We start from the raw sequence: 14974 nt of genomic DNA on the forward strand, positions 1-14974 counted from the left end.
TATTATATCACCAAACGTATGTTCGTGTAAAGGGGATAGTAAGGTTTTCCACAAGCTGTATGTGAAAAACCTTTTTGTTTAAGCCTATTTATATAAATTATAAAGAGCTTGAGTACCTAAATCTTCTTGTCCATCAGCTATAAGTTTATCGTACAGCTTTTTAGACAGTTCTAAAGCAGGAGTTTTTAAACCCATTTCGGATGCTTCTTCTAAAGCAATCTTCATGTCTTTAACAAAATGTTTTATATAAAAACCAGGCTTGAAATCTCCTTTTAGTATTCTTGGAGCATAAGCACTTAATTGCCAACTTGCAGCCCCACCAGCACCAATAGATTTTAAAACCGTTTCTGCATCAAGTCCGGATTTTTTAGCATAGGATAAAGCCTCGCATACGCCCATAATGTTAGAAGCTATAGCGATTTGATTGCACATTTTTGTATGTTGTCCTGAGCCAGCTGATCCTTGAAGTACTATATTTTTTCCCATAAGTTGAAATATAGGCATTAAAGCATCAAAAGCCTCTTTGTCTCCACCAACCATTATGGATAGAGTGCCCTCGGCAGCACCTATATCTCCACCAGAAACAGGAGCATCAAGTGAAAAAATATCGTTTTCCTTTGCTTTAGAGTATATCTTTTTTGCTAAGGATGGTTTTGAGGTTGTCATGTCTACAACATAGCTTTTAGGTTTAATATTATTTAGTATACCCTCGTCATTAAGGTATACCTCTTCAACGTCACTTGGATAACCTACCATTGTTATTACAACACCGCATTCTTTGGAAAGCTCTTTTATAGAGTTTTTAAGAATAGCTCCTTTTTCTATTAGGGGTAGTGCTTTTTCCTTAGTCCTGTTATAAATATAAACAGAATAGCCGCCCTTTAGTAGATTTTGAACCATGCCACGTCCCATTACTCCGGTTCCAATGAATCCTATTTTCGTATTTTTATTTATCATATATTCCTTTAGCATATACTAAAGTTTTCACTTCCTTTCACTTTTATAATGCCTTTTCAAAGCAGAAAAAATCACCTACTCTAATGGTCATTATACCTCTTTCAATGTAGTTATTTTTTCTATAGAGATTACATGCATATGAATTTTTAGAAAAGCAGTCTAAGCGTATTGAGTCATAGCCCTTTTCCTTAGCAAAGCTTTCGGCGTATTTTATAAGAGCTGTAGCAATACCTTTTCCTTTAAATTTAGGATCAACACATAATCTATGAACAACTAATTGTTTACCTTTTTGGTGTTTCCAATTAATAGAGTTGTATTCTGTGTCTTGAATTTCATTTAACACTAAGAAAGCTTTAATTATATTTTCGTCAGTGTAAACATAGAGATTTTTACTATTAATATCATCATTTATTACACTTTCATCTGGATAAAATCTATCCCATTGATATATTCCTTCTGATTCCATGTCAACAATAGCATTATTTATTATGTCCATTATGAGAGTAATATCTTTTAATGTGCCCTTTTTAATTTTCAAGTATAACACCAACTTTCATACTAACATAAAAGCATTAAAGCTAAATTAGTTTTAATGCTTTGTTTGTAAATTAACGTATATAGTTTGTTTTTATTCTTGGCTCTATCTTAGGTAAGTTTATTCCGGCAGTTTTTCCAGCCTCTATGCTCTTTAAAAGCCATGCCATGTTTTTGCCAAGAGTTCTCATGTTTTGAAGACCCTCAAGATCCTGTTTTACTTCATCTGGTGTATTACCATGTACCATATTCCAGTATTGAGCTGATACTATAGGCATATTAGCAAAAGTGAAATACTTATTTAATTGATCAAAAGCAGCGGTAGCACCACCACGTCTACAGCTTACAACAGCAGCACCTGGCTTGAATGCAAGGCTATTACCACCAGCATAGAAGAATCTATCAAGAAAAGAAGTAATTGAACCAGAAGCAGCAGCATAGTGTACTGGTGAACCAAATATAAACCCATCTGCATTTTGTGCCTTCTCAAGACCGGCATTTAAAGTATCATCATCAAAGACGCATTTAAAAGAAGCTTGCTTTGAACAACCACCACAGCCGATGCAGCCTCTTATAGCATCAGTTCCTATATGGAAAATTTCTGTTTCTATATTTTCTTCCTCTAAAGCTTTTGCCACCTCACTTAAAGCAGTGTAAGTACAGCCATTAGCATGTGGACTTCCATTTATAAGTAATACTTTCATTACAAATACCTCCCAATAAAAAAATGTATATAACAATAATAGCATATTTTATAAGTCAAGTTTTGCTAAATTAAGTACGAAAAATATTAACGATATATAAAAAAATATTGATGTATTTGTTAAGAATCACATAATTCCTTTTATGGCACTAGAAAATGTAGTATCATTTGAATGAGTACAAGTATATAATAATTAAGTCGGGATAGGTTAAGTTGAGGGAGGATAATTAATTATGGCACACGTTGAAGAGGCCGATTATATTGAGAGAGATGATATTGAGGAAAAGATAGAAGAAATGCAAGAACTAATAATGAAGTACAGTGCGGCTATAAAGGAAGTTAAAACAAAACTTGAAATTTTAGATAATGAATTTAAGGTTAAAAGAAAAAGAAATCCTATAGAATATATGAAGGATAGAGTTAAAGATCCTAAAAGTATAATGGATAAGCTTGAGCGCAAAGGGCTTGAGCTTAGCTTTAATTCAGCAAAAGATAATTTAAATGATATAGCAGGTGTAAGGGTTGTCTGCTCTTTTGTAAGTGATATATATGAAATTGCCAACATGCTTAAAAGGCAGGATGACATAAAACTCATAAATGAAAAGGATTATATAAAAAATCCAAAATCAAATGGATATAGAAGTTTTCATATGATTTTAGAGGTTCCTATATTTTTTTCTGATCATGTAGAGCCAGTTAGGGTAGAGGTTCAAGTGCGAACTATTGCCATGGATTTTTGGGCAAGTTTAGAACATAAGCTTTACTATAAAACACTAGGAAGAGATGCTGAGGCTATAAGGTTTGAACTAAAAGAATGTGCAGATGTAATATGCCAGACGGATATGAAAATGCAAAACATACAAAAAGAGGTAGAAAAATTAGTTTGAAAAATGGTGCAGCTTCCTATAAACTAGTATTAATAAGTTATTTTATTAATGGAGATTTTGGAGGTCAAAGTGAGTATTTTAAATGTCAAAAATGTAAACCATGGCTTTGGTGATAGAGCTATTTTTGAAGATGTGTCGTTTAGGCTTTTAAAAGGGGAACATGTTGGACTAATTGGTGCAAATGGTGAAGGTAAATCCACTTTTATGAGTATAATAACAGGAAAACTTATGCCAGACGAAGGAGTAATTGAATGGTCTAACAATGTCAGAGTTGGATATATGGACCAGCATGCAAGCCTTCAAAAGGGAAAAACTATAAAGGATGTATTAAAGGATGCCTTTAAATATCTCTTTGATATGGAAGCAAAGATGATGGAAATTACCGATAAAATGGCAGAGGCATCAGAGGACGAGCTTCAAAAGTTATTAGATGAAATGGGAACTATACAAGATACCTTAGATAACAATGATTTCTATGTTATAGATGTTAAAATAGAAGAGATTGCTAAGGGACTTGGAATTACAGATATAGGACTTGATAAAGATGTAGCAGATTTAAGTGGTGGTCAGAGAACAAAAGTGCTTCTTGCTAAGCTTTTACTAGAGAAACCAGATATACTTTTGTTAGATGAGCCTACGAACTATCTTGATGAAGTTCATATTGAATGGCTTAAAAGATTTTTAAATGATTTTGAGAATGCTTTTATTTTAATATCTCATGATATACCATTTTTAAACTCTGTTATTAATGTAATATATCATATTGATAACAGGAAGTTAACTAGGTATGCAGGAGATTATGATAACTTCATGAGAGTTTATGAAGCAAATAAAAAGCAGGTTGAAGCAGCTTATGAAAGGCAACAGCAGGAAATTGCAAAGTTAAAGGATTTTGTTGCTAGAAATAAGGCAAGAGTTGCTACAACAGGAATGGCTAGAGCAAGACAAAAGCAGCTGGATAAGATGGATATAATAGAGAAGTCTCAAGAAAAACCAAAACCAGAGTTTAATTTTAAAACTGCTAGAACCTCAGGGAAGCTGATTTTTGAGACTAAGGATTTAGTGGTGGGGTATGATACTCCTCTTTCAAAGCCTTTGAATCTTACTATGGAAAGAGGACAAAAAATAGCTTTAGTAGGAGCAAATGGTTTAGGAAAAACAACTCTTTTAAAGAGCTTACTTGGAAAAATTAAACCTATATCTGGTTCGGTTGAACTTGGTGATTATCAGTACATAGGATATTTTGAACAAGAAATTAAAGAAGCAAACTACAAGACCTGTATTGAAGAGGTTTGGGAGGAGTTTCCAGCGTACACTCAATATGAAGTCAGAGCAGCACTAGCAAAGTGTGGACTTACAACTAAGCATATAGAAAGCAAAGTTATGGTTTTAAGTGGAGGAGAGCAGGCAAAGGTAAGACTTTGTAAGCTTATAAACAATGAAACCAATATATTAATACTAGACGAACCTACAAATCACTTGGATGTAGATGCAAAGGATGAACTTAAAAGAGCACTTAAGGAGTATAAAGGAAGTATTCTTTTAGTTTGCCATGAGCCTGAATTCTACAGAGATGTGGTTACAGATGTTTGGAATTGTGAAGAGTGGACTACAAAGATAGTGTAAAAAAGTTTTGAATATGTATTAGTAAATAGAAAAAGAGCTATGCAGGGTGAGAATTTTGCATAGCTCTTTTAATTACAAAGCGAATATACTCTTAAACTCCTCTATTAACCCATCTAGTAAATATTGTAGCTTTTCTAAACCATAATAGATTAATTACTAAAAGTAGAGCACTGCCAGCTAAAACTTGCAGAGGGTATGTCCACAAACTTTGGGCAGGTATTATTGCTGGTAACAAAGAAAGAGCGGCGGCAGGTGGTAATGAAAATCTTAAAAGGTGAAAAATAAGTAAAACACAACTCACAGATAAACAAGCTGAAAGCCAAATAGGTAAATGTAATAAGTCACAGATAAGGTATAACCACATTACGCCTAAAAAAGCTGATAGCACTGGTAATATAAATACTAGTAACCTATTATTCTTTAGTTTACTGTTAGGACTACATAGTTCAACAAAAGCAACAATTAAAGGTGGTGCTATGATGTACTTGCAGTTAAAATATAAAGACACTGTTAAAACCAGTAAAACACTTATAAGTAACTTAGCCCAATGCACTAATTCTTCGGTGTCAAGCTTGGCTTTTTTTTCTTTTTTGATTTTTTTATTTAAATCTGAACTTGTATTTTTAGAGTAAAAGCTAATTATTAGCTTATTACCCAGGGCAATTATCCCTGTAAGTACACATACAGATAAAGGGTAGTACCAACTTTCACTGTGTAAGAGAATTGGAAGAATTGATGCTGATAAAGCGGGATATATTTCTGAACCAATGAGCTTTAATTGTAAAAACACAAGTATAAAAGCAACTGCCACCATAAAAATAGTTGGAGACGGCAAAAATTTATTTATTAATATTCCAGTTAAAGCGCCCATAGTAGGTGAAAACCAAAAGTGAAGACTTTTATTTTCAGAAGTTGATTTAGACATAAGCCAAGCACTGATAACAAGTGCAGAAACCTCTGGAAAGATAATTTCTTTTTGACCTATATATACTGAAATCATGCACATAATAATTATCAATAATATGGCTAAAGGTATAAATTTCTTTTTCATATAAACACTCCTATAATGTAATAAATATATTGTCTTATTAAATAATTCGACAAAATTCACATAAACCAATGTACTTAAATAACATATATCTATTGTTTTGAGTTGTCAAGGAAGGTGCACTTAAGTATATTAAGAAGCTTCATATGTTTTTTATAATACTAAAATATAGTTTTATGGGTAAGCTAACTTTAGTAAACAATAGTACAAAGGAGAAATTAAATGAAGCAAGTTATTTACAAGTATTTAGTATATATTATTTATTTTTTAGGCATAGGAATGACTTCAAGTGGCATTGTACTTATGCCATTTAACATTATAAGATACTCAATAATATTAAGTATTGGATTGGGACTATTTTTAATCGGCTCAGTTTTTAATGAAGTCGTGATAAATAAACAGCATTTATCATTAGTAGAAACTATAAAATTGGTTATTCTTTCTCTTACTTTAGCAATGGGTATAGGAATGATAAGTGGTGGAATAGTTCATTTTAAGGAAAGTCCAAGATATGTCATGTATCTTATACCTCTAGGAATTGTGATTTCTTTTATTAGTTTTACTTTTAAAAATAAATTTGAACTTACAAAGAAAGAGAATCTGACAATGTTTTTAGGAATAATAATATTAGCATTTATAGCTTACATTATTTTAAGAATGTTTGTGATGAATACAACTATGAACATGACTCCTGGAGGAGATATATTTAAGAATGGTCATGGTCACTAACTAGTTTGTAATATTAACATGTATACGTAATACTTTTCTAATAAATTGCTAGGGAAATTAAGTATAAGTATACAGTTAGAGGAAATACATTATAAAGGGGCATATTATAATGAATACTTTAAAATATAGTAAGTCTTCTAAGAGAAGAACTATAGCATTTCTTGGTTTATTAGGAACAAGTCAATTACATTTAAGAAATCCTTATATAATTGCTTTTTGGTCGGCAGCTTTTCCAGGGATGGGGCATTTATTGCTATCAAAATATTTGAGGGGATTTTTTTTATTTACATGGGAAGTAGTAGTAAATTATAAAGCTCATGTTAACTTATTGATATTATATTCATTCTTGGGGGAATTTGAAAAAGCAAAGCAGGTTGTTAATATTCAGTGGCTCTCCTTCTATATTCCTGCATATCTTTTTGCGGTATGGGATAGTTATCGAACAACAATAGATTTAAATCATGCGTATATATTAGCGGCAAGAGAAGATGCAGAGATTAAGCCCTTTAAAATAAGTACTATGGGAATTAATTATTTGGATAAAAGAGAACCATGGGTTGCAGCGATTTGGTCATTGCTGGTTCCTGGTGGAGGTCAATTATATTTACATAGACTTATTACTGCATTCTTTATACTTACTTGGTGGATTGTGATATGTTTAAATGCTAAATTTCTGCCATCAATGCATTATACTTTATTGGGAGATTTTCAAAGAGCAAAATCAATTTTAGATATGCAGTGGGCATTGAACATTCCTTCAGTTTATTTTTTTGCTATGTATGATGCTTACACAAATACAGTTGAGAATAACAAATTATTTGATTGGGAACAATCCAAATTCTTTAATAAAGAGTACCAAAATTCAAACTTTATAATGCCACTAAAAAAACATGTAGGAGGTGATAAAATGTATGTGATTTCTACTTTTGAACATTCAATATATTTAGAGTTAGCTATTACAGAGATTCAGAAGAAAGGAGTTAAGAAAGAAAATATTATGGCAATCCCTTTAGATAAAAGAGAAGAACAAATAAATTTATTTGATTCTATTCACAGTTCTGACGGATTAAGTTTATTTGATTTACCTGCCATTCTTGCAGTTATAGGTGGAATATTTGGAGGAGTATATGGTTTTGTCTTAAAGTGGGGACCTTTAATATGGGGCTTAATTGGTATATTAATTTGTTTTGCAATTGGTTTTATTATTAAATTGATGATAGTGAAAAAGTATAGTGGTAGGCAAAATAATAAACGAGCAGAAGAGGTTGTTGTTATAATAGAATGCATTGAGAATCAATTGGAAACAGTGAGAAATATATTATGGAATAATAATGCCCTTGGAGTTAGAAAATTAGATATAAATAATAGTAAAATAAACTAGTAGTTTTTAAAATAGTTAATAAACAGCTGGAGGAACTGATGAACAAGGAATATATAATTTATATTTTTGAATCAATACTAATTATATTTTTGTTATTTCGTTTTATTCCTAAAGATAAAATTCGTGAAGCACATGTGGCATATTTATTTAAGTTAGTAATAACATGGTTAGTTGGATTAATAGTAGCGGAATATAGGCTTATTGAATATCCTGTTAGAATGTTTCCTTATGCAACTAAAGCAAATTTTTTATTTGAGTTTTTCCTATATCCTTCTATCTGTACATTATTCATAGTAAATTATCCTGAAAAGAAAAATATTTTTAGTAAATTTATGTATTATTTTTATTACTGTAGTTCATTAACAATTTTTGAAATATTTCAAGAAAGATATACGAAGGTTCTAACGTATATACATTGGACTTGGTATATAACGTGGATTACATTTTTTATTACGTTTTTTTTAGCGCAAAAATATAATAAGTGGTTTTTTAGTAAAGTTAAAATAGTTAAAAAATAATAATTTATATAAAAAATATTGACAACCACAATTTAATTGTGTAAAATTTAATTGTGGTGAAGATGAATTGAAAATATAATAAGTTAAAGATATAAAAATTATGATTTGAAATTAAGGAGGAAGTTTATTATGGAAATTAAAGCTGTTAAATTATATGAGGGTGGTTTCATGACACAAGATTTCGCTTTTGGAGGTACTTTAGATAAAGCACAGTTGGATGAAGCAAAAATATATGAGTCAAGTCTTCAAAATTATGTTATTGATACAGGAAATGAAGTTATATTAATAGATACAGGAGTTCCGTCTGAAGTACCTGATGCACCAGCAAAAGAAGGACAAAAGATATACCAAGGACATAAGATAGAAGATTATTTGTCGGCATTAAATTCTCTTGGATATAAGAAAGAACAAGTTACTAAAATATTATTAACTCATAAGCACCCAGATCATTCTGGTGAGTTAAGAAGTTTTCCAAATGCAAAAATTTATCTTTCACAAAAAGAAGCAGCTGCATTAAAGCTTGATGGTGAAAATATTGTAAGGGCAGAATTCAAAGATGGTCCGTATCATAATTTTGATAAAAGTGAAAAAATAACAGAGGGAGTGTACTTTATTCCAGCACCGGGACATACTACTGGAAACTCTATTGTAATTGTAGAAAAGGATGGCATATTCTATATGATACATGGAGATGTAACTTATACTGATGCTGCACTTATAGAAAATCAATTATCTGTTGTGTTTGAAGATAAGGAAGCTGCAAAAGAAACTCTCAAAAGTGTAAGGGGATTTATAAAAAATAATCCAACTGTATATCTTTCAACACATACACCAGAAGCACTTAAGCACTTAGATGGAAAAGAAATTATGAAGCTATAATACAAATTTCCCACATAGATTTATCGAATTTATGTGGGAAATTTGTATTTTTTGTTATATAGTATATTTAAAGATATTTAGAGGAGGAGTTGCCATTGGTATTTAAAGGTTTGTTAGGAGGTATAGATACTTAAAATTGATTTTATTGGAGGAAATTTAACAATGAATGATGAACTATTTAATAGAAATGGCAGCGTAGAAGGAGAAAGATTAAGGCTAGTACCACTAAATACACAACAACTTAAATTATCTTTAGAAGACTACATGAAATTTCAGAAATCTTTAGAATTAAAGGTAGGTTACAATGTTTTAGATGGAGAAATGCAATATGCTATGAAGATAAGATTAAAGAAAGTATTAGAAGACCCTGAAAATTGGTTGTGGTTAACAAATTGGGCTATAGTACTTAAAGAGCAAAAGGAAATAGTTGGTTTTATAATGCTTAAGGGATATCCTAATAAGCTAGGTGAAGTAATTATGGGATATGGTATAAATGAAGGACATAGAAAAAATGGATATGCCACTGAAGCTGTAAAGGTAATGAAACGATGGATTTTTAAGGATCCTAAAACACTTTGTATTGTTGCAGATACAGAAAAAGATAATATATTATCTCATAAGGTTTTAATAAATGCAGGTGCAGTTAAGTATAAGGAAAATGATGAAATAGTATGGTGGAAAATAGAAAAAAATTAAAATAGATAATTAAGGTGTATGACTTATTTTGGGATTTTTGCAAAATAAGCTGACGCCTTTTTTATTTAACTTTTTTTCAAGTAGAATAACAATAAATACTGCAAGTTACATATAGTAGTTAAAAATGTATTTAAAATCAATTAAAAGATAATAATTGATTTTATTCCATAAAAAGGTTGACAATAAAATGAAATAAGATTAGAATTATATCGAATAATCAGATAATTTCAAAATAAAGGAAGTTGATATTATGGCACATTACAGAAAAAAAGCAATAACTTTTTTTGTTAGTAACACATGTAATTTAGCATGTACGTATTGTTATATTCCAAAACGTGAAATAATAAAAGGTTCTATTGATATTGAATTTGCAAGAGCAGGATTAAAAGAATTTTTTGAGACAACAGGAATATATGCAATTAGATTTTTTAGCTCAGGTGAAGCTACAGTTCAGTTTGATAAAATGAAGGAAATTTTACAAGAAGCACGAAAATTAGCAAATGGAAATAAAGTACAAGTTGAACTGCAAACTAATGGATTTTTCAATGATGAAGTAGCTGATTGGGTGGATAAAAATGTAGATATTTTATGGATATCTTTTGATGGACCAGCAGAAATTAATGATTGTCAAAGACCAACAGTAGGAAATAAGCCTTCTAGTGAAATTGTACTAAAAAATATAAAAAGATTTGTTAATAATCCCAAAATGCAGTTTGGGGTAAGAGCAACAATTTTACCACAAAATTTTGATAAACAAGTGGAATTGATAGAATATTTTAAGGAACTAAGAATAAAATGGGTTTGTGGTGCACCAACTTATAGTTCACCTGTTAATGAGAAGGTACATATACCAACTCTTTTAAATTTTGCCAAAGGTTTTGTACCAGCTTTTTATAGAGCACAAGAATTAGGTATGTTCTATCAAACTCATCTTATGTATAACTTTGATGAAGAAGTAACGTGCAATTGTCGTTCATGTACTACACCTATTACACCTGAGCTTACTACAGATGGATATGTATCTTGTTGTGATTGGGGATCATTTGGTCCTGAACATCTTCCAGGTACATTACAACAATGTATTTATGGAAAATGGGATAAAGAAAATAAGAAAATAATATATTTTGAAGACAAAGTTAAGCGTATTCAAGATAGAAATGTAGATGTATTAGGACAAGGGGATTGCAAGGGATGTGAATACCTTAAAAATTGTGCAGGGGGTTGTATTGGTAAAGTTATGTCTGTATCAGGTGATCTGCACAAAAAAGATCCTAATTGGTGTCAGGCAGTGCATTACCTTGGACAACATATAAAAAGAAATACAGGACTTTATCCAGTTCGTCATTCTTAATATTTATTAAAATATGATAGTAAAAGTGTATTATAATTCTAAAGTATGTCATTACTGCTGTGTTTTTTGCAATAATTTATAGTATATGTACATCTAGAATATACATTAATAGAAACAGTAATACTATATAAATGATATGATATTTTTTATATAGTGTTACTGTTTTTTTATATATGAAATGGAAAGTTAACTTGACATAGGAATTGCAAAATGATACATTATAAATGGAAAGTAAACTTAACATAAAGTGTATTTTATAATGGGAGGTAATTGTGAAAAATAGATTAGAAGAAATACGAAAAAGACATGACATAAAGCAAGAAGAATTGGCAGTAGCACTTGAAGTATCAAGACAAACAATAGGCTCTCTAGAAAATGGTAGATATAATCCATCCATAATATTGGCGTTTAAAATTGCAAGATATTTTAATATGAGTATTGAAGAAATATTTATTTACGAGGAGGAGAAAAAATGAAAAAGGGTAAGTACTATATAACTACAATAATTGGATTACTTTTAATAATTATAGGTTTGTATTTTACTAAATCACAAGTTGGTTTAGAAGGAATAGTTAAAGCTTTATTATACATTTGCATAGGGGTTGGTTGTGGTGTTTTTGGTCAAGGTATGGGGAAAATAGTAAGTGAAAAGGCAGTTGAAAATCATCCAGACATAAAAAAGCAAATAGAAATTGATACAAAGGACGAGCGCAACACAGCTATTATGAATAAAGCAAAAGCAAAAGCTTATGATATGATGATATTTATATTTGGTGCTGTAATGTTTGCATTGGCGCTTATGGGAACTGATTTAATGATAGTTATGATATTAGCTATTGCATACATTTTTGTTGTTTTATATGGAGCTTTTTGTCGATGCAAATACGATAAAGAGATGTAGGGAACTATTAAAAAGAATACAGATTTAGAGCCAGTTAAAGTAGAGTAATCAAATTAACTGGCTTATTTTGATATAATATGTGAATTTGATTATATATTGAAAAATTGGTAACATTAATTGGTAAAGGGGGGGAAACAATGCTTCAGTATATTATAGTATGTCCATTAGCTTTTCTAGCAGGTTTTGTAGATTCAATTGCAGGAGGAGGGGGACTCATATCGATCCCAGCATACATCTTTGCAGGTATTCCTATTCATTTTGCTATTGGGACAAACAAAATGAGTTCGTGCATGGGAACAATTATATCTACATATCGCTATGCAAAGGATGGATATATAAAATTAAAACTAGGACTTCTAAGTGCAATTTGTGCATTGATAGGTTCGCCAATAGGAGCTACATTATCTTTAAAAATTAGCGACCGATATTTTAAAATATTAATGTTAATTATTTTACCTATTACTGCATTTTATGTTTTGAATAGGCGTAGTCTTAAGGATAATAAGGAAATCTCAATAAATTATAAGACTTATGGTATATGTATGATAATCGCATTTATTCTAGGTATATATGATGGCTTTTATGGACCAGGGACAGGTACATTCTTGATATTGCTTTTAACAGGAGTTGCTAAGCTAAGTTTAAATACATCAGCAGGAACAACAAAAGCTATTAATTTAGCTTCAAATATAGCAGGCTTAATAACATTTATAATAAGTGGGAAAGTACTTCTAGTTTTAGGGATAACAGCAGGAATATTTAGTATATTAGGAAATTACATTGGAGCTGGATATTTTACTAAAAGTGGAGTCAAAATTGTACGACCTGTTATTATGATTGTGGTAGCAGTTTTTTTTGTTAAAATACTACTTGAGTTATTTTAGAATATTTATTGCCATATTATAAAGGTTAAAAATAACACCTATATAATATGGCATTTTTATAAAATATTATAGAAGAAATAAAGGGGTTTTATCATAAAAATAGAATAAATTAGAAATAAAGTTTTATTAAGGTAATAAGTATTAAAAAAATAATCACAAAGGGGGGATAAAATATGTTATCAATAAAGAAAAAATTGCTTTTAATTTCTACTATAGTTACAATGTGCTGTTTTACAGTAGGTTTAACTCAAGCTGTTAGAGCAAGTACTGTTCAGGTTACTGTGACCTCAAAGGATGGGAGTAATGCAACTGTAATGCCTAGTATTAATATGAAGGATACTCAAATAAGTACAGGTGATAATTACATACAGGTATTTCCTCAAGAAAAACGTCAACAAATGCTTGGGATAGGTGGTGCTGTAACAGAATCAGCAGCATATAGCATAAGTACAATGCCTATAGACATTCAAAAGAAAATATATGATGCATATTTTTCAGATACTGGTTCCAACTATTCAGTAATACGTATGCCTATTGGATCTTGTGATTTTACATTAAGTGGATATTCCTATGACGATGGTGATGCTGATACTAATTTGAATAATTTTAGTATAGATAAAGATAAAAAATACTTGATTCCAGCAGTTAAGAGAGCTCTTAGTTATAATAGTAATCTTAAAGTATTTTCTGCACCTTGGGCTCCACCAGCATGGATGAAAAATAGTGGAGTAAGAGCAGGTAAAGGTCCAGCACTTCCTATAATAGGTGATGGTATATTTAAAAATTGTGAGATAAAGCCTGAATATTATCAAAGCTATGCTAACTACCTTAGCAAATATATTGAAGCATACAAAAATTTGGGTATAAAGGTATGGGCTTTATCAGTACAAAATGAAGCTGAAAATGCAGCGCCTTGGGAAGCGGCTACTTATACACCCGAACAGATGGCTAACTTTGTTGGAAACTATCTAGGTCCTACATTTAATAGGAAAGGCATCAATTCAAAAATATTAATTTGGGATTGGGATAAGGGAAATGACCCAGTACATCGAGATGGCTTTATAAATTTCAATACTAAGGTATTATCAGATCCTAATGCTGCAAAATATATATATGGAACTGCCTTTCATTGGTATGCAGGGGATCTTTGGCATGAAATAACAGGAAAGCCAATGTGGTCAACGGATTTTTATAGTTTAAGTACAGTTAAAAATAAATTTCCACAAAACCATCTTCTTGCAACTGAAGGGTGTGAGGAGAATGGACCTTGGCTTAATTCTTGGGAACCCGCAGCAAGATATATTTATGATATGATTAACGATTTCGAAAATAACACTGAAACCTGGATAGATTGGAATATAGTATTAAGAAGTGATGGGGGACCAACTCATGATGTTAAGAATTTATGTCATGCGCCAATAATGGTCAATTCACAAACAAATGAGGTTAACTTCAATCCATCTTATTATGTATTAAAGCAATTTAGTCAAAATGTACGTCCGGGGTCTTATAATATTGAGACAACAGCAAGTTTGCCTAAGGTAGCTGGTACAAGTGGAATATTTAAAACAGCATTTATAAATCCATCGGATAATACGGTATCTTTATTTGTAGGAAACACATCTGATAAGGATCAAACTATAAAGATTGTTGAGGGTAGTCAAGGGTTTGTAGTAAATATTAAGGCAAATTCTTTAATGACATTTAAATATAGCTTAAGTGGGATTTAGTATTTAAATTTATTTATGAAAAGTGAGTATATAGCACAGTATAATATTGACACAGCATTTATTGACAAAAAAATACTTTAAAGGTATTATTATATATGATTAGCTGTAATTTAATAGTAATATTAAGAAAAATTTAAAAAGTAGTTAGAT

16 protein-coding genes are annotated in these 14974 nt (G+C 30.7%); 12 read left to right on the forward strand and 4 right to left on the reverse strand.

Translation table 11 applies throughout. The features are described 5' to 3' along the window. Positions 1–84: 84 nt before the first annotated feature. From CLFE_RS02570 to CLFE_RS02580, 3 genes are all read right to left on the reverse strand, one after another. Positions 85–957 (reverse strand): NAD(P)-dependent oxidoreductase, encoded by an 873-nt coding sequence (locus CLFE_RS02570; RefSeq protein ID WP_077893404.1) that lies wholly within the window; start codon positions 955–957, stop codon positions 85–87. Between the two features lie 43 nt (positions 958–1000). Continuing rightward, entirely contained in the window at positions 1001–1504 is a 504-nt protein-coding gene (locus CLFE_RS02575; RefSeq protein WP_242951605.1) for a GNAT family N-acetyltransferase, read from the reverse strand. Between the two features lie 61 nt (positions 1505–1565). Next, positions 1566–2195 carry a flavodoxin family protein gene (locus tag CLFE_RS02580; protein WP_077893276.1) on the reverse strand — a complete coding sequence of 210 codons (630 nt, stop codon included), beginning with the start codon at positions 2193–2195 and terminating at the stop codon, positions 1566–1568. A gap of 232 nt (positions 2196–2427) precedes the next feature. Here CLFE_RS02580 and CLFE_RS02585 point away from each other — a divergent pair, with 232 nt between their 5' ends. Further along, a complete protein-coding gene (locus CLFE_RS02585) occupies positions 2428–3081 on the forward strand; it encodes a GTP pyrophosphokinase (protein ID WP_077893278.1) in 654 nt (217 codons plus the stop codon). A gap of 69 nt (positions 3082–3150) precedes the next feature. After that, on the forward strand, positions 3151–4707 hold the full coding sequence (locus CLFE_RS02590) for an ABC-F family ATP-binding cassette domain-containing protein (protein ID WP_077893280.1): 1557 nt from the start codon (positions 3151–3153) through the stop codon (positions 4705–4707). 91 nt (positions 4708–4798) lie between these two features. Here CLFE_RS02590 and CLFE_RS02595 read toward each other — a convergent pair whose 3' ends face one another. Next, positions 4799–5758 carry an HPP family protein gene (locus CLFE_RS02595; RefSeq protein WP_077893283.1) on the reverse strand — a complete coding sequence of 320 codons (960 nt, stop codon included), beginning with the start codon at positions 5756–5758 and terminating at the stop codon, positions 4799–4801. Between the two features lie 219 nt (positions 5759–5977). On the opposite strand from CLFE_RS02595, the gene CLFE_RS02600 reads away from it, so the two are divergent. The 10 genes from CLFE_RS02600 to CLFE_RS02645 all read left to right on the forward strand — a co-directional run bounded on the left by CLFE_RS02600 (position 5978) and on the right by CLFE_RS02645 (position 14824). Further along, the gene (locus tag CLFE_RS02600; RefSeq protein ID WP_077893285.1) at positions 5978–6484 is read left to right on the forward strand and encodes a hypothetical protein; all 507 of its coding nucleotides are present in this window, start codon (positions 5978–5980) and stop codon (positions 6482–6484) included. A gap of 109 nt (positions 6485–6593) precedes the next feature. Continuing rightward, positions 6594–7865 (forward strand): hypothetical protein, encoded by a 1272-nt coding sequence (locus CLFE_RS02605; RefSeq protein WP_077893287.1) that lies wholly within the window; start codon positions 6594–6596, stop codon positions 7863–7865. 38 nt (positions 7866–7903) lie between these two features. Then, the gene (locus tag CLFE_RS02610) at positions 7904–8383 is read left to right on the forward strand and encodes a CBO0543 family protein (protein WP_077893289.1); all 480 of its coding nucleotides are present in this window, start codon (positions 7904–7906) and stop codon (positions 8381–8383) included. Between the two features lie 129 nt (positions 8384–8512). Continuing rightward, positions 8513–9262: an MBL fold metallo-hydrolase gene (locus CLFE_RS02615; protein WP_077893290.1), complete on the forward strand. Its 750-nt coding sequence runs from the start codon at positions 8513–8515 to the stop codon at positions 9260–9262. A 162-nt stretch (positions 9263–9424) separates the two neighbouring features. Beyond that, on the forward strand, positions 9425–9958 hold the full coding sequence (locus CLFE_RS02620) for a GNAT family N-acetyltransferase (RefSeq protein WP_077893292.1): 534 nt from the start codon (positions 9425–9427) through the stop codon (positions 9956–9958). A gap of 250 nt (positions 9959–10208) precedes the next feature. Continuing rightward, complete coding sequence (locus CLFE_RS02625) at positions 10209–11309, forward strand: radical SAM protein (protein ID WP_077893293.1); 1101 nt, start codon at positions 10209–10211, stop codon at positions 11307–11309. A gap of 272 nt (positions 11310–11581) precedes the next feature. Next, positions 11582–11785 (forward strand): helix-turn-helix transcriptional regulator, encoded by a 204-nt coding sequence (locus CLFE_RS02630; protein ID WP_077893294.1) that lies wholly within the window; start codon positions 11582–11584, stop codon positions 11783–11785. Next, complete coding sequence (locus CLFE_RS02635) at positions 11782–12210, forward strand: hypothetical protein (protein WP_077893295.1); 429 nt, start codon at positions 11782–11784, stop codon at positions 12208–12210. Before CLFE_RS02630 ends, CLFE_RS02635 begins: the two co-directional genes overlap by 4 nt. A gap of 137 nt (positions 12211–12347) precedes the next feature. Continuing rightward, entirely contained in the window at positions 12348–13094 is a 747-nt protein-coding gene (locus CLFE_RS02640) for a sulfite exporter TauE/SafE family protein (RefSeq protein WP_077893296.1), read from the forward strand. A gap of 173 nt (positions 13095–13267) precedes the next feature. Continuing rightward, positions 13268–14824: a glycoside hydrolase family 30 protein gene (locus tag CLFE_RS02645; RefSeq protein WP_077893297.1), complete on the forward strand. Its 1557-nt coding sequence runs from the start codon at positions 13268–13270 to the stop codon at positions 14822–14824. The last annotated feature ends 150 nt before the right edge of the window (positions 14825–14974 follow it).

Origin of the sequence: Clostridium felsineum DSM 794 (assembly GCF_002006355.2) — a bacterium.
Classification (GTDB): domain Bacteria; phylum Bacillota; class Clostridia; order Clostridiales; family Clostridiaceae; genus Clostridium_S; species Clostridium_S felsineum.